The following is an 18986-nucleotide window of genomic DNA, read 5'->3' on the forward strand; positions in this document are numbered from 1 at the left end:
ATTATTTAACAGGACCACCTGTCCATTGAAATTTATAAGTTGTTGTGAAAGGCTCAAACCATTTACCAACACCAGTCTCTTTGTCAGCGTGGCGACCAAAGCCTTGTTTTTCTGGATTGTCAATGTGGAATTTAAGCTCATAGTTGCCAACACCTGTATCCATTTTTACGTTAGCGCCGTAGTGTGGGCCATCGCTTGCAACCATTGGCATAAATGTACCTTTTTTAGTTTTACCATTATCGAGGTTTTTTAGCTCATAGTTGATCTTTAGGTATGGGATCCACTCGCCTTCGCCAAAGCCGTTTTTGTTGCCTTTTACAGCATGGATGTCAGCCTCTAAGTGAAGGTCAGCCAAGCTTGGAGCTAGATCAACGCCTTTTGGCTCCATATCGATTGGCTCAAGATAAACAGCAGCTATCTCCATGCCATTAGCCTCTACAGGCTCGCCGATTGGGTGCTCTCCAGCAAGTGCAAAACCAGCTGCTAGGCTAAGTGCTAGAGCTGAACTAAGAATTTTATTCATTTCCTCTCCTTTAAATAAGATTAGTTTTTATTTTGTTTTGATTTCATGATAACGATGCCTATAATTAGGGCAAGCACCATAATGATTTGAGGTATTAAACTCTCGTAATATGGCATAAGTCCTAGCCAGTCTCTCATCCAGTCAGGAAAATTTAGTCCTTTTATGATAGTTGGAATGAAAATTTTGCCCTCAACTAGCTCGCCAACGCCCTTGCCAACAAAGACGATCGACATATAAAAGATGATCGCTGATGTAAATATAAAAAATGGTTTAATAGGAATTTTAATAGCGAAAATTTTAAATAAGAAATAGACTATTAAAAGAACGATAAGACCTACAACAAAGCCAGCTGCGATCATTGAGTAGCCAGCTGAGTCTTTTGCATCAAAGATAAGCGCTTGATAAAATAGCACTGTCTCAGCGCCCTCTCTAAATACTGCTAAAAATACAGTCCACCAAAGCATCGTGCTTGAGCCACTTGAGATAGACTCAGATACGTGAGATTTGATATAGTCGTTCCATTTTTTAGCACCAGCATTTGAAAGAAGCCAGAAGCCAACATAAAATAGAAGTCCCACTGCAACAAGCATCGTGATGCCTTCCATAAGCTCTCTTTTTTGACCTGCTGCCTCGCCAAAGATGATGTTCATTATCCAAGCCATGACAAAGCTTAAGATGACAGCTACGCCAACTGAACTATATACGACCTTGCCCATAGATTTTGCATTGCCAGTTTTTACAAGGTATGCAACAACGGCCGCAACGATGATAAGAGCTTCAAAGCCCTCTCTTAAGATGATAGTTAGCGCCCAGATAAATAGCGTCCAAGGTGAGCTTGAACCGCTAGTTTTCTCAAGTGCAGCTGCTAGCTGAGATGACATCTTGCTTGCACTCTCTTCAAGTGTTTTTTCGTCTGCACCTGATTTCATAAGGGCTACAAGGTTACCAAATGTAGCTTCGATAGCTGTTTTTAAATTTACATCTATCGCACCTACTTTGTTCTCCATGCCGCTACCTTCAAACTCATCAAAGTAGATGTCTTGGATATCGCCCATAGCTTTGGCGCTATTGCCACCTTTGTAAAGCGCGATGGCTGCTTGAATTTTGTCATTTATGTTTTTAACAGTTTGAGTGTAGTCTGTGCCACTATCTTCGCTGCTATCGCTAGATGCTGCGCTACTCATATCAACTTTTGCTAGTTTTACTGTTTCAGCTGGAAGTTTTGCAACGGCATCATAAGCTAGTTTTTTGATCTCTTCTAGCTTTACTTTAAAGTCATCTTTGCTTATGCCATTTGTGATGCCACTGATCGCTTCGCCCATCTTTCTTTGGATGTCAGCATCTATGCTTTTGCCATTTTCTATATATTGACGAACGGCGATTTCAAGTTGAGTGTTTCTATAATCATTAAATTTAGCATCTTGGATAGAATTTTTAGCATCATCTTGTTTATCGCTCTCGTAGCTTGCTATAGCTTTATCTAAAGTAGCTGATAAATTTTCAAATGCCACCTTCCACTCAGGGATAAATTTAGAAGTGTCATAGCCACTTGTAGCAGCTTGTGCTGGGCTGTCTGAGTACTCACCAACAAGCTTATGTCCATTTAAAATAACTGGCAAAACTTCAGCGATTTCGCTATTTATCTGATCTATTCTTTTTTGCACGTCATCTGGTGCTTCGCCAGCTTTTATCGCCTTTCTGATCTCGCCAAACTGCTTCTCCATAGAGTAAGCTTTTTTCTGACCTAAATTTATTCTGATGCCAGCTTCAACATCTTCAAACAGACCAAAATAAGCATTTTGAGTATCGCTAACTGCTTGCTCGACGTTGCCAGCTCTATACTCTGTTATTACTTTTTGTAATGACTCTTTTATCTTAGCTGCGACTTGTGTGTAGTCGTCATTTTTTGCCACAAGCCAGATAGGCAGTAGCATGATAAGCATAAATTTAAAAAATTTATTCATTAATTAAACCACCTTGTGAGATTATTTTAAAGTGAAATATTACCAATGCTTTACTTTGATTAAAATAAAAACGATTATCATAAAAGAATGTAAATTGAAAGTATAAATAATATTTTTTACAATCTAATAATCAACTTTACGTAAATTTAGGACTTTAGAGGGTTAGAGTAAAATTTCATATTGAGATAAAAAAGTTATATATTTTTGATAATTTTAATAGGTAAAGAAAATTATTGATGAAATTTTAGATTATAAAAATCATAAAAATAATTTAAATTTTATAAATTTAAAAGGAGAGCAAGCGCCCTCCTTAGTGTTATACGTTTAGTCCTGTATTTCTTAGCATAACGCGTTTGCGATATACATTTGAAACCTCAGCAGCGTCGCCAACTAAAAGCGCGTTTGTAGAACAGATAGCCGCACACATAGGCACTTTGCCCTCAGCCATTCTGTTTTGACCGTAAAGCTCTCTCTCCTCATGTGAGTTAGTTGGCTCTGGGCCGCCTGCACACATAGTGCATTTATCCATTACGCCTTTTACGCCAAATGCCCCGTCTTTAGGGAACTGTGGAGCACCAAATGGACAAGCATATAAGCAGTAACCACAGCCTATGCATATATTTTTATCGTGAAGCACGATGCCATCAGCTCTAATGTAAAAACAATCTACTGGACAAACTTGCTCGCAAGGTGCATCAGTACAGTGTTGGCATGCAATGGTAGTTGAAACCTCTTTACCTTCGATACCATCGTGAAGCGTGATAACCTTTCTTCTATAAATTCCAACTGGAAGCTCGTGAGCAGAAGAGCAGGCGACTTGACATCCAAAGCAGCTGATACATCTATTAGTATCTACAAAAAATTTCATTCTTGCCATTTTTCTCTCCTTACTCTTTACCTAGGGCGTCTCTCTCGCCATACTCGTGAAAAAACGACGTTTTAAAGGTATTCTCTTCAGCTTTTTCTATACGGCAAAGACCTGCGTTAAATTCTGAAATTTGAGTAACAGGGTCAAATCCGTAGTTTGTAACTGTGTTAAAGCTCTCGCCGATAACATAAGGCTTAGTGCCCTCTGGGTAGCGAGCTGAGAGATCGACACCTTGCATAACGCCAGCGAAGTTATAAGGCATACAAATTCTATCTGGAGTTACCATATAGCTGTGATAGCATCTTACTTTGATCTTCGTGCCTTGCGGGCTATGGATCCACATCATATCACGATCTTTTATGCCGTATTTTAGAGCAAGCTCAGGGTGAACGTTAGCAAACATCTCAGGTGTGATAGCTGAGAGGTATTTACTTGTTCTTTCTATCATTCCCGCACCACTTAAATTTACGACGCGTTGCGTGCTAAATACGATAGGGAATTCTTTTGACCAATCTTTTGCTTGTTGCTCTGACTTAAATTTAGTAGAAACACGGAAATTTCTAGCTTGATCATCAAATGTCGGATACTTTTGGACAAGATCCCAGCGTGGTGAGTGGATAGGCTCTCTATGTTTTGGGATAGGATCAAGAAATTCCCAAACGATAGCTCTAGCCCTTGCGTTACCATACGGCACTACACCTTTTTCACGGCATTTTTCTAAGATGATACCGCTGTAGTCCATGCTCCAGCTAGGTCCTATCTTAGCTTTTTCTTCTTCAGTTAGAGTGATGCCTAGGACTTTTTCTATATTATCTCTAGTTATTTGTGGGTAGCCACCTTTTATAGCTGAGCCAACAAGTGTGCTCTCTTCGCTAGCTAGCTGGCTAACGCCGTTATGCTCTAGTCCAAAGCGGTTTCTAAAGCCAGAGCCACCCTCTACGTAAGGCTTGCTCATATCGTAAAGTATCGGTGTGCCAGGGTGTTTTTCATCCCATGCTGGCCATGGCTTGCCGTAGTACTCGCCTTTTACCTCGCCACCAAGACCTATTAGCGTATCTGGGTCAAATTTATCCCAGTTTGCTTGGTGACGTCTAAACATCTCAGCAGTTCTGCCGCCAAGACCTATAGAATTTCCAACCCTTGCTATCTCATTTGTCGCATCATCTGGCCATACAAAGTCATCTTTAACTTGTTTTAGCTCTCTATCTACAACAGCCATCTTCATGCCTTTTACATATTCATCGTAAAAGCCAAATTTCTTAGCAAATGCAAACATTACTTCGTGATCGCCCTTGCTCTCATAAAGTGGATCAACGACTTTTGTTCTCCACTGACCTGAGCGGTTTGTAGCGTTTAGGTGACCTTCATTTTCAAAGGCAGTTGCCACTGGCAAGATATAAACGCCATCTTTTCTATCTGAAAGGATAGAAATTTCATTTACAAATGGCTCAGCAACTACGATCATATCTAGTTTTGAAGCCGCTTCTTGAATTTTAGCTAGGTGCGCCATAGATGTAAGGCCAGTTCCTTGAACCCAAAGAACTCTTAACGCACCACTGCTAAAGGTATTTTCCTCTTTTAAGACGCCTTGCCACCATTTTGAAAGCGACCAGCCTTTTTCATTTCTCCAGTTTCTATCCTCTGGGTTTTTAGGATCGTGGTAATAATACTCTTCAAAAACAGTGTTTTTAACTGGTGTACCGCCTTGTTTTGGCTCTTTAGTTGAGACTGCAAAGCGTTTTACAAACTCGTCATAATCAACACCCCAGCCTTGGCAGTAGTACTTCCAAGCCGCATCAGTTAGTCCGTAATACATCGGCAAGCTATCTGAGAGGTTACACATGTCGGTTGAGCCTTGAACGTTGTCGTGACCACGGATGATGTTACAGCCGCCGCCTGGTTTGCCCATGTTGCCTAGGATTAGTTGCAAAATAGGTAAAATTCTCGTATTTGAGCTACCAACTGAGTGCTGAGTGATACCAAGTGCCCAAACCACAGTGCCTGGCTTTGTATGAGCTAGGATATTTGCAGCCTCTATCAGCTTATCAACTGGCACACCTGTAACGTCAGATGTAACCTCTGGTGTCCAGTGCTCAGCCTCTTTTGCTATCTCGTCTATGCCGTAAGTTCTATTTTTTATAAATTCTTTATCTTCCCAGCCATTTTTTAAGATGATGTGGATAAGTCCATAAACAAGCGCTATATCAGTGCCTGATCTTTGTCTTAGGTATAGATCGGCATGAGCGGCTGATTTTGTAAAATTTGGATCAGCTACGATCACCTTTGCGTTGTTTCTATCTTTTGCTTGCAAAGTGTGCTTCATACCGCCAACTGGGTTTGCCACAGCTGGGTTTGCACCTATTATAAATATACATTTTGAATTTGCAGCCATATCTCCAAAGTGGTTTGTCATCGCGCCATAACCCCAAGTATTCGCCACACCGGCGACTGTTGCGCTATGTCAAATTCTTGCTACGTGGTCGTTGCTGTTTGTGCCCCAAAACGCAGCAAATTTTCTAAAGTAATATGCCTGTTCGTTGTTAAATTTAGCAGATCCAAGGAATATAACGCTATCAGGGCCATCTTCTTTGCGGATCTGAAGCATCTTATCACCAATCTCATTTACGGCTTGATCCCATGAAATTCTTTGCCATTTACCATCAACTTTTTTCATAGGATATTTAATGCGTTGTTTACTATGTGTAAGATCGATCTGATCGATACCCTTTGAACAGTGTGAGCCCTGAGATATTGGGTGGTACATCGCCATATCTTGGCGGATCCAAACACCATCTTTTACCTCAGCCTCGATACCACAGCCTGCTGAACAAATAGAACAAATAGTCCTAACCTTTTTTGAGCCAGGAAAAGGATCTTTTATCTCTTCCGCACTCGCCTCTCTTATCGTATCATTTTTTCCAAAAGCCATTGTGGTGCCAGCACCAAGTGCTGCTAGCTTTAAAAATGAACGTCTCCCTATACGTGCATCACTCATGGTTTTCTCCCTTAATAAGCGATTTTATAGTAGGTTTCCCAATTTTTGCTTTTTTTATAAAGCACCTCTTTTTTGTTAGACTTACCTACGACGACGCCATTGCCATCAGGAGCTAAGTCATCACTAGTTGTTTTTGCTATTGCAGAAACTGCGAGTATTCCGCCAGCAGTACCAACTTTTAGAGATTTCTTTAAAAAATCTCTTCTTGATCCTTGCATTTTTTCTCCTTGCACCTCAAATCTTAAAAATTTGAGAAATTTGGTTCCGTAATATGTAAAATTTGCATATTTAGAGATACTAAAATATTGCAAACAGTCTATTTCAGGGCTTTTAGAGCCTAGAATTAAACTGTGTAAATTTAGCATATTTATAAAATAATAAAAGTAAATATATAATATTAATTATATTTGTTAAGTATTTATTAAAAATATAGTTAAATGTATTTTAAAATTTAAGAATTTTTATTAAAAGAAGAAATTCTAGGGAGAGCTCCCTAGAAAAGATTATTTTAGATCACTTTTGTTTATGATAAATGGCACTGATCTAACGCCAGCTGAGAAATATTTTTTACGTAAAGTATCGATCTTGTCGCTCTCTTCTTTGCTAACATTTTTTTCATCCACGTTATAATCTTCAGAAAAATACTTTCTTAAAATTTTAACCTTATCGCTATCACTTTTTGCATTTTTTATATCTTTATAGATCAAAGCACTTTTTTGCAAAGACGATAGTTCATGCACTGGAGTTAGGATGATTTCAACGTTATTGTCTTTTAATGTCGTTTCAATCTTTGCTAGCTCGGCTCTACAGTATGGGCATTCAGGATCTGAAAACATGATAAGAGTTGGCTTTTTGCTATCATTGCCAAGAGTTATAACATTTGCCTTGTCTTCATTTTTATAAATTTTAGCTAGTGATTTTACTAAATCAAGTGCTGCTTTTTCTGCGATTACCTTTTTTTCTTCAGCCAAATAAGACTTTTGCTCCTTTAAATTTACAACATCAGGAAACATAAGATCGCCCTTAACAAAAGTCACATCTTCTTGAGACATATCTCCTTTGCTAAATTTTAAGCTTACTTTTTCTATATCATCTAAAATTTTAGTGCGTTCTACGACTTTTACATTAACACCATCGATATTTTGATTTTTAAAAACTTCTGAGTAAAAATCTTCTATTTGCTTATTGCTAGCTGCCATTAGGCTAGTTGCCACTAATATTGAGGCCAAAACCACTTTTTTCATTTTTTTCCTTTTAAAAAATTTGGCGGATTATATTTGCTTTTTGTAAATGAATACTAACCACGAAAAACTCTATCATTTCCTTGCTTTATTATGTCACTCTCAAGATCGAGCTGATCAAGATAAGCGATTACATATTTTCTACTTAAATTTAGTGCATCCTTGGCGTTTGTGACATTTACAAAGCCTTGATTTTTGATGATCTCTCTTAGTTTATCAAGTGCCATTTTTAGCGAATTTCTAGTAATAAAAAGATTATGCTCCAGCCTTACAACTCTGCCCATTGCAGTTAGCTTTTTAAGGGCATTATCACCACTTAACCTATCTATTTCCAGCTCATCATATATATTATAAGGTGCTGTTGGAGCTAGCTTTCCGCTTTCTAAAATTTCATAAATTTTCTCTTCAAGCCTTACTTTTAGTTTGCTTATATCAACGCCTTTTTTTGTATAGACGCCATCATTTTTAGAGATTAAGTTTATACTTTCAAGCTCATCAAGTGCTTTTTGAGCCAAATTTTGACTAGCCCAAGCAAGCTTTAGGCTTATACTTTGAGCTGAGAAAACGGCAAATTCATTTTTCTCTATCATAAATTTAACCACAGATTTTATCCGCTCAATCGCGCTTAGATCGTAGATATTTAAAGCTTTTTCATCGACAAAGACGTTTGAGACTTTTTTAGCCACATCTACGGCCTCTTCGTGACTCAAACCAAATCTTTGATAAGAAGAGATGATGCCAAAGCCATTTTTGTGAGCCTCTTTTAAGATAGAAAATGCCCCAACGAAATCATACTTTAAAAGTGCAGCCAAAAAGAGAATTTTGCCAGCTTTTTTTAGTGGCTCAAGCACAGGATTTAGCACTCTGCCACCGCCTATCACGCGTGCATCTGAGATAAGCACAAATGCCTCGTCAAATTTCAAAAACATATCGCTTTGAAATTTAAAGGTAACAAAGTAACTATCATCTTTTTGGCTAAGGATTAGCACCTTTGCAGGCACATTTTTAGCTCCTACGCAAAAGGTTACGCTTTGCGAGTGAATGAGATTTTTAGCAGTTACGACCGCATCAACCTCTCTAAATCCCCTAAAATAGCCCTTTTTACTAAGTAACTGCCCTTTTTTTAGCTCATTAAGCTCGATACCAGTTAGATTAAGCGCCACGCGGCTGCTAACCCCTGCATTATCTACAAATTTATCATGGCTTTGCACACTTCTTACTAGCACCTCTTTACCAGCGTCATAGTTAAAAAGCTTCTCGTTTTTACTAACGCTTCCCTCTATAACGGTGCCAGTCACGACATTTCCGATACCTTTTAGGCTAAAAACCCTATCGATGTAGTATCTAAAAACGCCCTCCTCATCGCGCTTTTTAGCTCTTAGTGTAAAGAGATAGTTTCTAAGCTCATCGATGCTTGCCCTATCCTTTATACTAACGGCAAAAATTTCTAAAATTTGCAGGTTTTTAAATTTAGAAATTTCATCTCTTATCTCTTTTTTTCTTAAATTTATAGTCGCTTCATCTACGAGGTCACACTTTGTAAGCGCCACGATCAAAGACTTCACACCAAGGAGATTTAAAATTTCAAGGTGCTCCAAGCTTTGAGGCATAAGGCCGTCATTTGCTGCCACTACAAATAAGCACGCGTCAAAGCCATACGCGCCACTTATCATCGTTTTTATGAGATTCTCATGCCCAGGCACATCGATAAATGCGATGTTCTCATCATTTTTACTTAAATTTGAAAAGCTTAGATCGATCGTTATACCACGCTTTTTCTCCTCTTCAAGGTTATCCCCCTCAAAGCCGTTTAGCTCCCTTATAAGTGCGGTTTTTCCGTGGTCAATATGCCCTGCTGTTCCTATTATTAGACTCATTTTTCTTCCGTTTCATTTATTATTTTTATTAGCGTTTCTACATCATCATCCAAAAGCGATCTTAGATCGAGCATAAATTTATCATTTTCTATGCGGCCGATCACCTTTTTTTGCCTAAATTTTTGCTCATTTAAAACTGCATCTCCACTAACCGCCAAAGCCATACTTGGAATTTTTTTATTTGGCATCGCACCGCCTCCTACAAAGGTTTGCGTGCGAATGATTTCTAGTGGCACTTTTAAATTTTTATTTATAAAATTTGCTAAGCTTTCAAGCTCTTTTACGCTTTTGTGAAGCAGTTTTTGTGTTGTGATTAGCTCAAATTCTTTGTTTAGATAAGCTTTCATGCTCTCAACCAAAAGCGAGATGATCACCTTATCAACACGAAGCATTCTTAAAAGCTGGTTTTTTCTAAGTTTTGCAATGAGCTCTTTTTTGCCAACAATGATGCCACACTGCACCGTGCCAAGGAGCTTGTCGCCGCTAAAGCTAACCAGGGAAACGTCTCTTAAGTGCTTTAAATCTGGCTCATTTTTGTCAAGATTAAACGGCAAATTTCCGTAAAATCCACTTCCAAGATCAAAATAGTCTATCAAATTTTGCTCACGTGCTAGCTTGCTTAGTTCATTTGCCGTGGCTTCTTCACTAAAGCCAACGATGTCAAAATTTGAGCGATGCACTTTTACAAGCATTGCAGTATCTTCACAAATCGCCGACTCGTAGTCTTTTAGTCTAGTTTTATTTGTTGTGCCGACCTCTTTCAAAAAGCAGCCCGCATTTGCCATAACTTCTGGCACTCTAAAACTACCGCCGATCTCGACTAGTTCGCCTCTGCTAACGACGACCTCCCTACCCTTTGCAAAGGTGTTTAGCACCAAAAATACAGCGCTTGCGTTGTTATTTACAACGATAGCATCCTCAAAACCAAATGCTCTTGCGATCATCTCACCGATATAGTCGTATCTGTTGCCGCGACTGCCTGTTTTTAGGTTGTATTCAAGGTTAGAATATCCTGTGATTACCGGAGTTGCACGGCTTAGAATTTCTTTATCGATGACGCTTCTAGCAAGGTTTGTGTGAATGGTTACACCAGTTAAATTTAGCACTCTTTGAAGGCTTGATTCATTAAATTTATGATATTCGTTTAGGATTAAATCTATTATTTCTTGCAATGCAAAATTTGCATTTTCATTTAAAATTTTAGCTCTAACTTCATTTAAAACTTGCCTTGCAAGCAATGTGACTAAATTTATATCAAATCCTGAAAATGCTTCGTTTTTTATAATCTTATCAACTTGTGGAATATCTCTTAAATCGCTCAATTCGTGCTCCTAGTAAGTTAGTTTTACCAAGCCGTGATTTTAACATAAAAAATATTATAAATTAAACCTTAGAGCAAAAAGGAACATATAAAATTCAGAGTCCATTAATCCCATTAATATTAAAATAAGCCTGTTTTTGATAATAGGAGAAATTATGAAAGAATTTGGCTTTTATAACGATTTTGACGATACTTTAATGCTAAATGAACAAATAGAAATAAATAACGAAAAGGAAGAATATTTAGTTTCTAACTCGCCAAAGCTTAAAGCAAACATTACCGCACCTGAGATAAATTTTTATCTAAAAAGTACAACCGCAAGCGTCTTAGAAAAAGCTAAAAATACACTTTTGCTTTATGAAGCAAGAGCAACTGCATTTGACATGGCAAAGGATGTTGATTACGAAAAAGAAGTCGGAAAAAACGTCGTAATAGTAAGCAACTCAGGCCGTGAGGAGCTAGCAAATTTATTAAAAGAAAATGGCTATAAAGTCATTGAATTAACGCATTTTGAAGTGAAATTTATTTATGGCGCAGCTGGCGAACTTAGTGTTTTGATACTTAGAGCAAACGACGAATTTGAGGTCGATTGCGACTTTTTCTTGGTTGAAAACGCAAGGGATTATATGCTAAAGCAAAGCGGCTGTTACGAGATAGCTGGGCTAGAAGATGAAGCTGTGCTTAAAATGTTAAATGAAAAAACTCCAAAATTTAAGTACAAAAGCCTAACTCAATATGACTCTTCGATCTGCCAATATCATGAGCGAAGAAATGAAATTTGCGGACGCTGTGTCGATGTTTGTCCAACTGTGGCCATTTTAAAAGAAGACGAGACAAAGCATCTTGTTTTCTCACAAATTGATTGTGTAAATTGTGGCAACTGCATTAGTGTCTGCCCTAGCGGATCTCTTGACTCTACACTTATGCCACAAAATTCCTTTGCTACTATTGCCAAACTTTATAAAGGCAAAATTCCACTAATAATCTCTAATGAAACAAATTTAGACGAGCTAAATATAAGCCTACCTGAAAATGTCTTGCCTTTTTTCATATCAGCACCACATATGTTAAATCAAGCGCATCTTCTTACATTGCTTCAAGAAAGTGGTGCGAGTGTGATTTTATTTAGCAAAACTCTTGGCAAAGGCGAAAAAGACGCCATTAGCATCTTAAATCAAATTTATGAGCTTAAATTTAAAGAGACGGCGATCTATCACGCTAAAGATAAAAATGAGCTTGAAGATGCGCTCAAAAAGTCAAAATTTATAGCTGACTCACAACACACGATAAACGAATATGCCTTGCCAAAAAGAGAAATTTTTGCAAAAAGGCTCGAGTTTTTAGTAGGTAGCGAAGATCTTGGCGTAGTAAAAAGCGGCGAGATGATAAGGTATGGCGATGTCAAGATAAACACTGATAGCTGTACACTTTGTCTAAGTTGCGTTGGTGCTTGTAACGTAAGTGCGCTAGTAGCTGATAAAAAGACAAATTCGATTTTATTTAATCCAAGCGTCTGTACAGCTTGCGGATACTGCGAACTAAGCTGTGCTGAAAAAGATACCATAAGCCTTGAAGTTGGAAAAATTTCTCTTAAGCCTGAGTTTTTTACATATAATGAGCTGGCACGAGATGAGCTTTTTGCCTGTGTTGAGTGTGGAAAAGAGTTTGCGACTAAAAAAGCTGTCGAAAAGATCGCAACTATAATGCAACCAAGATTTGGCAACGATAGGGTCAAGATAAAAGCGCTTTACTGCTGTGCTGACTGCAAGGCCAAACTAATGGTTCAAGCCCAAATAAACGCAATGAAAGAGGATTTATTAAATGGATAAAAACATCATAAAAGCAAGATCATATTTTTACGAATTTCTAGCATATCCTATGTTTTTTTACACAAATGATGAGAAATTTTCAAGGTGGAAAGAGCAGTTAAGATACTTAAGCGCAAATCCTTTAAACGAGGATAGTGATGCTGCGTTTAAAAATTTAGGTAAATTTAGCTTTAAAGAATTTTCAAAAGAACAAAATGACGTTCTTTTTGGCTTTACAAATATCCCCTTAAGCGCTTCATTTTATGAAGAGGGCAGAGATAACGGAGCAGCTAGGCTTAGGGTTATTGAATGTTTAAAACTAAGCCCATATAGACGTGATAGCGAGCTTTGCAAAGATAGCGAGGACTACGTTGGATTTATATTTTTAGCGATGGCTACATTTTTAAAAGATGAGTTTGATGATGCAAAAAATATTAGCAATAAGCTCTTTGGCGAGACTTTAAATTTATTTGTAGATGAGTTTTCTCAGCTACTTTCAGCTCACAAAGAGGCAAATTTCTTTAAATCATACACAGTCATTTTAAAAGACTTCATCGAGCTTGAGCGCTCCATACTAAACGTAGAAGCACCAGCTAAACCAAAAGGTGATAGTGTCGCTATGGCAGCTCTTAAGAAAGAACCATTTCAAAGTAAGATGCCAACATTTAAAACCAAACTTCATTGGGAAGAATTTTCTCCGGTCATCTCACACGAGTTTAAAGACTAGCTTAATTTTACTCTTAGCCTAGCTGGGAGTAAATTTAACATCCCCTTAAATTTGTTATCTTGATATTTTATAATTATTAGCGATTTGGTATTAAACTTCTTTAAATTTTTTACAAAGGACTTACAATGGTAATGACACACTACATGGAGCTTTTATCGCTCAATCAACCTTACAATCTAATCCTCTTCATGGTGATACCTGTGGGGCTTACGGAGCTTTTAGTGGCGATGGAGTTTCTCACTATGTATCACATGGATAGCGGCAAAAATGCTGGCTTTAAGGCTGTTGGCAAATTTGCTGGCATAGTGCTTGGGGTCTATTTTACAGCTCTTGTGATCTATTTTATGGCAAAAATTTATCCAAGTATAAAATGGCGTGGATATGCCGATGTCATCGCTGTCTACTCATATCTCATCAGCGTCATACCACTTCTTGGCATCGCGCTTTTAGAGCTAAATTTGATCTACAAAAACGCAAGCGAAAAGGCAAAGCTAAAGCTTCACTTTTGCCTACTCATATTTGCCTTGATCGTCGCACACGTCGCGATGATATTTGGCATGGTTGATCCTACCATAACTGGCTACAAGGCTAATGATGGTGCGATGGATATGCATATGAATATGCCGATGAACATGCCAGCAGATATGCCAATGCACGATCACCACAAGATGATGCAAAATATGGGTGAGATGCATATGAATATGATGATGCAAAATATGAGTGATGACAACTCAAGTAATATGCATATGCACCACTAAATTTTATAGCTTCTTGGCAGCTGCTAAGAAGCTATAAAAATTTAATTCTTTTTTGCTGCCTTTAATAGTCTGTTTTCTTTAAAAAATTTGCGGAGTGATTTTTGCTCTTTTGGGCCTATTTTGTAGCTTATAAATTTTAAATACCACTTGATATCTTGCTCGCTTATGTCGCGACTTTTAGCGTACTTGGCTAATATATAGTTTGGGATCTTTACATTTTTTTGTAAAAATTTTGCGACCAGTCTTTTGTAAAACGAGCCATTTTTTACATATGAAAATCTACCAAAAACAAATGGCAAATTTGTCTTTTCGTGCCAAATTTTACCAAGGTCATAAAAGCACTCTTTGCCCTCGCTTAAGTATGCCTTTAGCGCCCTATCACCTATGATCACCTCACCATTTAGCTTAAGCACTTTGGCTAGGGCGTTTGAGCTAGCTGAGGCAGGATCTGGTTTTGGGGCTGAGTTTTTGCGCACAAGCACACTTTTTACTTCTTTTTTGGCGACTATTCCAAAATTTAGTTTCTTTAAATTTGCCTTTTTGCTAGCTATGCTTGAGATCACCGCAGCATCGATCTTTCTAGCATTTAGCGCCCTATTTAGCTTACTTGGCACGCCCTTTTTAAACTCGATCGCCTTTTTTATCTGAGAGCTTAGTGGGGCTGATTTTAAAAAAACGTGAAATGGGAGTAAATTTAGATAATCAATCTTTCCAAATATCATTTTTCATCTTTTACAAGATCAAATTTAACTAGCTCATTTTCGTTGCAAACGTCGCGAAATAGCTGAGCTAGGCTCTCTTTTGTGGCACTATCTAAAGCATTTTCATTTTTTAGCTTTATAAGCGTTGGCTCATTTATCTCGCAAAGAGAGTCAAAGAGCGCGTCTAAATTTTTACCGTAGTACTCTGGCAGGTCAAATTTCTTTACAAAATACTCATGCATATTCTCTTTTTCGAGCATCTTTTTAGCATCTAAGATCACGATTTTCATTGCATCCTCTTCTCATAAAGCAGGTAAAAATGCTCGTAGTGATCGGGCGTGTAGTAGATAAGTCCGTCGTTTGAGTATAAAATTCTCTCAGCGCCGCGCCTGCCACCATTATAATTTACATCGCACTCAAACCACTTTCTGCCATCAGCTTCAGGTAGCTTCTTTTCTCTGTTTGAAAATCTATCTCCGCCGATACTTTTGCCGCCGCTTATCTGCCATAAATTTCCGCTTTTTGCGTCCCAGCCAAGTTCAAGTGCCTCTTTTTTGGTTATGAAATTATTTGGCAGCTTGTTAAATTTATAGATATAAAGAGCGACCTCATCTTTTGAGGTATATGAGCCATTTTCTGCAAGACTTTGGCTTTTTTGCCCCTCTTTGTTTAGCTGCTCAAGCAAAATTTGAGCGTTTTTGTTCGCCTCGCCGCCCTCTTTTGAAAAAGAGAAGGTGCCAACGATGATAGCAATGACAAAGGCAACTAGGGCTGGCAAAAGTCTTTTATTCAAATTTAGCCCTTAAAGTGTGTTAAAAACTCTATCGCCAGCGTCACCAAGACCAGGAACGATGTAGTTTTTCTCGTTTAATTTCTCATCGATCGAAGCTGTATAGACCTCAACGTCTGGGTAAATTTCGCTAAATCTTTTTAGCCCCTCAGGTGCAGCGATGATAGAGATAAATTTGATCTCTTTAACGCCCTTTTCACGCAAGAATTTGACCGCATCTATCGCCGTGCCACCAGTTGCAAACATAGGGTCGATGATGATCGCCATGCGTTCTTTTGCGTCTTTTGGAAGCTTCGCGTAGAAAAACTCAGCTTGTGCTGTCTCTTCGTTTCGCTGAAAGCCCAAAAAGCCCACACTTGCATCTGGGATGATGGTAAAAACGCTATCAAGCATACCAAGCGCAGCCCTTAAAATAGGGCATATCATCACTTTTGTAGTAAGTCTCTTTGCATCTGCCACCGCAACTGGGGTTTGAACTTTGACATCTTTTACCTTTAAATTTCTAGTCGCCTCAAAAATCATAAGATAACTAATCTCATCAACTAGCATACGAAACTGAAAAGGCTGGGTATTTTTATCACGTAGAATGGTTAATTTATGCTCAATCAGTGGGTGCGAGATGAGCTTCACGTTTTGCATTTTTTATCCTTAAATTTACTGTTTTTACAGGGTTTATCTTTACAAAATGCCAAAAGAGTTTAGCCCAAAATTTGGGCTAAATTTTAAAATCCTTTTGCAAGTTTGGCTCTATAAGCCTCAACATCAAAATCTTTTACTCTAGCTACGCCATCTTCAACCGCAGCTTTTGCAACTGCTGGAGCAACCGCTGTTAGCACACGTTTGTCAAATGGTTTTGGGATAATATACTCTTTGCCAAATTTTAGCTCACTAACGCCACTTGCTTTTAAAACTTCAGCTGGCACTGGCTCTTTTGCAAGCTCTGCGAGCGCTTTAGCTGCAGCCATTTTCATATTTTCAGTGATCTTTTTAGCTCTAACGTCAAGCGCACCTCTAAAGATAAAAGGGAAACCTAAAACGTTATTTACTTGGTTAGGATAGTCGCTTCTGCCTGTACCCATCATTACGTCACTTCTTACAGCCTCAACGTCCTCTGGATAAATTTCAGGCACTGGGTTTGCCAAAGCAAAGATGATAGGCTCTTTATTCATTGACGCAACCATCTCTTTTGTAAGCACACCAGGCTTAGAAAGACCTAAAAACATATCAGCACCCCTCATCGCGTCTGCTAGTGTTCTATCCTCAGTTTCAAGTGCAAACTCTACCTTTTCAGGTGTAAGATCTGTTCTTTTTGAGTGAATTACGCCTTTACTATCTATCATCACGATGTGTTTTGCGCCAAGCGCTTTATACATCTTCGCGCATGCAATGCCAGCCGCACCTGCGCCGCTAACTACGATTTTTATCTTAGATATATCTTTGCCAGAAATTTCCATCGCGTTTATCATGCCAGCACTTGTTATCATCGCCGTACCGTGCTGATCGTCGTGCATTACAGGGATATCAACTGCTTCTTGAAGCTTGCGCTCAATCTCAAAGCACTTTGGAGCACGGATATCTTCTAAATTTATACCGCCAAATGTCGGAGCAAGAGCCTTGCAAATCTCAACGATCTTATCTGGATCATGCTCGTCTAGCTCGATGTCAAAGGCATCAACGTTTGCAAATTTTTTAAATAAGACTGACTTTCCTTCCATAACTGGCTTACCAGCGATGGCGCCAATATCGCCAAGTCCAAGAACAGCTGTGCCATCAGTGATGACGGCTACCAGATTTGCTTTATTTGTATATTTATAAGCTAGTTCATTGTCAGCTTCTATCTCTTTGCAAGGCTCTGCAACACCCGGTGTATAGGCCATTGAAAGGTCTCTTGACGTCTCGCAAGGCGTCTTTACCTTTATCTCGATCTTACCACCTATGTGGTAGTTTAGTGCTTCTTCTTTAGTTACATGTGTCATTTTTCTTCCTTTAATAAATTTTGTATTCTATTTTTTGTCTCGCTACTGCCCACTACTTCAAGCACTTCAAAGATGCTTGGGCTCACGCTTGAACCAGTTAGCGCTATTCTTAGAGCCTGAGCTAGGTCTTTTAGCTTTAAGCCATTTTGCTCTAAAAATTTATTTGTTAGCTCCTCGTAGCCCTTTGCGTCAAGGTCACGATCTAAAATTTGAGCAAATTTAGCCAAAATTTCTTTACTATTTTCATTTATAAATTTAGCCCAAGCTTTCTCATCGTAGCTTTTTGGAGCGTTGATGATCGCATTTGCGCTATTTGCCATTTCGATTAATGTTTTTGATCTCTCACGGAGCGAATTTAGAAGTAGCTCACCCTTTACCAAAGCCTTAAAATCCACACCAAACTCAAGCATATCATGCGCTAGCCTCTCATAAGGTAAAGTCTTAATGTAGTGAGAATTTAGCCAGTCAAGCTTTTGAGCGTTGTAAGTGCTTGAGCTTTTGTTGATGTCGTTTGGATTAAAGTATTTAAGCATATCCTCAATAGTAAAAATCTCATCATCGCCGTGGCTCCAGCCAAGACGAACGAGAAAATTTAAGAGCGCTTCAGGCAAGTAGCCCATCTTTTTATACTCCATAACATCAGTCGCACCATGCCTTTTGCTAAGCTTTTTGCCATCCTCGCCGTTTATCATAGCGACGTGATAAAATTTTGGCACCTTAAAGCCAAGTGCCTCGTAAAGAACGATCTGTTTTGGGGTATTTGAGAGGTGATCATCGCCGCGGATGACGTCTGTTACGCCCATTAATGCGTCATCTATCACAACTGTGAAGTTATAGGTCGGTGTGCCGTCGCTTCTTGCGATGATGAAGTCGTCCAATATGTCTTCAACCTTAAATTTAACCTCGCCTTTTATGCCATCATGTATGACAATCTCGCCGCTAAGTGGGGCTTTTATACGGATGACTGGCTCGATGCCAGCTGGAGTATTGCCTGTAAAATCTCTATATCTATTATCATATTTTGGACGCTCTTTTCTTGCCTCTTGGCTAGCTCTAAGCTCTTCAAGCTCGTCCTTGCTCATGTAGCATTTATAGGCTTTGCCCTCATCAAGAAGCTTTTTAACATACTCTTTGTAAAGATCAAACCTCTTTGACTGATAGGTCACTTCGCCGTCGTGATCTAGCTTGCACCAAGCAAATGCCTCTTTTATGGCTTGCGTGGCTTCTTCAGAGTTTCGTTTTAAGTCAGTATCTTCGATGCGAAGTAAAAATTTTCCATTATTAGCTCTTGCATATAAATAATTATAAAGGGCTGTCCTAAGTCCGCCTATATGTAGGTATCCAGTAGGCGACGGAGCAAATCTAGTAACTATCATTTTGTGCCTTATTTTTATGTTATAATTGCCCAAAATTATATTTACTAAATACTTAAATAAA

General features: G+C 38.6%; 16 protein-coding genes and 1 pseudogene. 3 read left to right on the plus strand and 14 right to left on the minus strand.

Annotated elements, in window-relative coordinates; translation table 11 throughout:
• Position 1 precedes the first annotated feature (1 nt).
• From B9N62_RS08770 to selA, 8 genes and pseudogenes are all read right to left on the minus strand, one after another.
• On the minus strand, positions 2-523 hold the full coding sequence (locus B9N62_RS08770) for an iron transporter (protein WP_009294901.1): 522 nt from the start codon (positions 521-523) through the stop codon (positions 2-4).
• A gap of 20 nt (positions 524-543) precedes the next feature.
• Positions 544-2487, minus strand: coding sequence for an FTR1 family iron permease (locus B9N62_RS08775; RefSeq protein ID WP_087585170.1), 1944 nt, complete (start codon positions 2485-2487; stop codon positions 544-546).
• 316 nt (positions 2488-2803) lie between these two features.
• Entirely contained in the window at positions 2804-3364 is a 561-nt protein-coding gene (gene fdh3B / locus B9N62_RS08780; RefSeq protein WP_087585171.1) for a formate dehydrogenase FDH3 subunit beta, read from the minus strand.
• A 79-nt stretch (positions 3365-3443) separates the two neighbouring features.
• A pseudogene (locus B9N62_RS08785) lies at positions 3444-6350 on the minus strand (formate dehydrogenase subunit alpha); the annotation flags it as partial.
• Positions 6351-6361: 11 nt separating this feature from the next.
• Positions 6362-6568 (minus strand): twin-arginine translocation signal domain-containing protein, encoded by a 207-nt coding sequence (locus B9N62_RS08795; protein ID WP_087579573.1) that lies wholly within the window; start codon positions 6566-6568, stop codon positions 6362-6364.
• A 285-nt stretch (positions 6569-6853) separates the two neighbouring features.
• Entirely contained in the window at positions 6854-7594 is a 741-nt protein-coding gene (locus tag B9N62_RS08800; protein ID WP_087585174.1) for a thioredoxin domain-containing protein, read from the minus strand.
• Positions 7595-7647: 53 nt separating this feature from the next.
• The gene (gene selB, locus B9N62_RS08805; protein WP_087585175.1) at positions 7648-9468 is read right to left on the minus strand and encodes a selenocysteine-specific translation elongation factor; all 1821 of its coding nucleotides are present in this window, start codon (positions 9466-9468) and stop codon (positions 7648-7650) included.
• Complete coding sequence (gene selA, locus B9N62_RS08810; protein WP_087585176.1) at positions 9465-10790, minus strand: L-seryl-tRNA(Sec) selenium transferase; 1326 nt, start codon at positions 10788-10790, stop codon at positions 9465-9467. Before selA ends, selB begins: the two co-directional genes overlap by 4 nt.
• Before the next feature lie 154 nt (positions 10791-10944).
• Between selA and B9N62_RS08815 the strand changes: the two genes are divergently transcribed.
• From B9N62_RS08815 to B9N62_RS08825, 3 genes are all read left to right on the plus strand, one after another.
• Positions 10945-12618, plus strand: coding sequence for a 4Fe-4S binding protein (locus B9N62_RS08815; protein WP_087585177.1), 1674 nt, complete (start codon positions 10945-10947; stop codon positions 12616-12618).
• Positions 12611-13324 (plus strand): TorD/DmsD family molecular chaperone, encoded by a 714-nt coding sequence (locus B9N62_RS08820; RefSeq protein WP_087585178.1) that lies wholly within the window; start codon positions 12611-12613, stop codon positions 13322-13324. The genes B9N62_RS08815 and B9N62_RS08820 overlap by 8 nt, the downstream gene beginning before the upstream one ends.
• A gap of 125 nt (positions 13325-13449) precedes the next feature.
• Positions 13450-14082, plus strand: coding sequence for a DUF6803 family protein (locus B9N62_RS08825; RefSeq protein ID WP_087585179.1), 633 nt, complete (start codon positions 13450-13452; stop codon positions 14080-14082).
• 41 nt (positions 14083-14123) lie between these two features.
• Here the strand turns inward: B9N62_RS08825 and B9N62_RS08830 are convergent, their stop codons facing one another.
• The 6 genes from B9N62_RS08830 to gltX form a co-directional block, all read right to left on the minus strand.
• Positions 14124-14804, minus strand: coding sequence for an MqnA/MqnD/SBP family protein (locus tag B9N62_RS08830; RefSeq protein ID WP_087585180.1), 681 nt, complete (start codon positions 14802-14804; stop codon positions 14124-14126).
• Positions 14801-15073, minus strand: a complete 273-nt coding sequence (locus B9N62_RS08835) for a barstar family protein (RefSeq protein WP_087585181.1) — start codon at positions 15071-15073, stop codon at positions 14801-14803. Before B9N62_RS08835 ends, B9N62_RS08830 begins: the two co-directional genes overlap by 4 nt.
• Positions 15070-15576, minus strand: a complete 507-nt coding sequence (locus B9N62_RS08840) for a ribonuclease domain-containing protein (protein WP_087585182.1) — start codon at positions 15574-15576, stop codon at positions 15070-15072. The genes B9N62_RS08835 and B9N62_RS08840 overlap by 4 nt, the downstream gene beginning before the upstream one ends.
• A gap of 9 nt (positions 15577-15585) precedes the next feature.
• On the minus strand, positions 15586-16212 hold the full coding sequence (gene upp, locus B9N62_RS08845; RefSeq protein WP_004317747.1) for a uracil phosphoribosyltransferase: 627 nt from the start codon (positions 16210-16212) through the stop codon (positions 15586-15588).
• 83 nt (positions 16213-16295) lie between these two features.
• Positions 16296-17549 (minus strand): malic enzyme-like NAD(P)-binding protein, encoded by a 1254-nt coding sequence (locus B9N62_RS08850; protein ID WP_087585183.1) that lies wholly within the window; start codon positions 17547-17549, stop codon positions 16296-16298.
• Complete coding sequence (gltX, locus tag B9N62_RS08855; RefSeq protein ID WP_087585268.1) at positions 17546-18925, minus strand: glutamate--tRNA ligase; 1380 nt, start codon at positions 18923-18925, stop codon at positions 17546-17548. The genes B9N62_RS08850 and gltX overlap by 4 nt, the downstream gene beginning before the upstream one ends.
• Positions 18926-18986: the final 61 nt, after the last annotated feature.

This window comes from Campylobacter concisus (genome assembly GCF_002165785.1).
Lineage (GTDB): Bacteria > Campylobacterota > Campylobacteria > Campylobacterales > Campylobacteraceae > Campylobacter_A > Campylobacter_A concisus_W.

What these genes read in the sequence shown, in the direction of transcription:
- B9N62_RS08770 (WP_009294901.1), bottom strand. Translation starts at nt 523, where the DNA reads ATGAATAAAATTCTTAGTTCAGCTCTAGCACTTAGCCTAGCAGCTGGT.
- B9N62_RS08775 (WP_087585170.1), bottom strand. Translation starts at nt 2,487, where the DNA reads ATGAATAAATTTTTTAAATTTATGCTTATCATGCTACTGCCTATCTGG.
- fdh3B (WP_087585171.1), bottom strand. Translation starts at nt 3,364, where the DNA reads ATGGCAAGAATGAAATTTTTTGTAGATACTAATAGATGTATCAGCTGC.
- B9N62_RS08795 (WP_087579573.1), bottom strand. Translation starts at nt 6,568, where the DNA reads ATGCAAGGATCAAGAAGAGATTTTTTAAAGAAATCTCTAAAAGTTGGT.
- B9N62_RS08800 (WP_087585174.1), bottom strand. Translation starts at nt 7,594, where the DNA reads ATGAAAAAAGTGGTTTTGGCCTCAATATTAGTGGCAACTAGCCTAATG.
- selB (WP_087585175.1), bottom strand. Translation starts at nt 9,468, where the DNA reads ATGAGTCTAATAATAGGAACAGCAGGGCATATTGACCACGGAAAAACC.
- B9N62_RS08815 (WP_087585177.1), top strand. Translation starts at nt 10,945, where the DNA reads ATGAAAGAATTTGGCTTTTATAACGATTTTGACGATACTTTAATGCTA.
- B9N62_RS08820 (WP_087585178.1), top strand. Translation starts at nt 12,611, where the DNA reads ATGGATAAAAACATCATAAAAGCAAGATCATATTTTTACGAATTTCTA.
- B9N62_RS08825 (WP_087585179.1), top strand. Translation starts at nt 13,450, where the DNA reads ATGGTAATGACACACTACATGGAGCTTTTATCGCTCAATCAACCTTAC.
- B9N62_RS08830 (WP_087585180.1), bottom strand. Translation starts at nt 14,804, where the DNA reads ATGATATTTGGAAAGATTGATTATCTAAATTTACTCCCATTTCACGTT.
- B9N62_RS08835 (WP_087585181.1), bottom strand. Translation starts at nt 15,073, where the DNA reads ATGAAAATCGTGATCTTAGATGCTAAAAAGATGCTCGAAAAAGAGAAT.
- upp (WP_004317747.1), bottom strand. Translation starts at nt 16,212, where the DNA reads ATGCAAAACGTGAAGCTCATCTCGCACCCACTGATTGAGCATAAATTA.
- B9N62_RS08850 (WP_087585183.1), bottom strand. Translation starts at nt 17,549, where the DNA reads ATGACACATGTAACTAAAGAAGAAGCACTAAACTACCACATAGGTGGT.
- gltX (WP_087585268.1), bottom strand. Translation starts at nt 18,925, where the DNA reads ATGATAGTTACTAGATTTGCTCCGTCGCCTACTGGATACCTACATATA.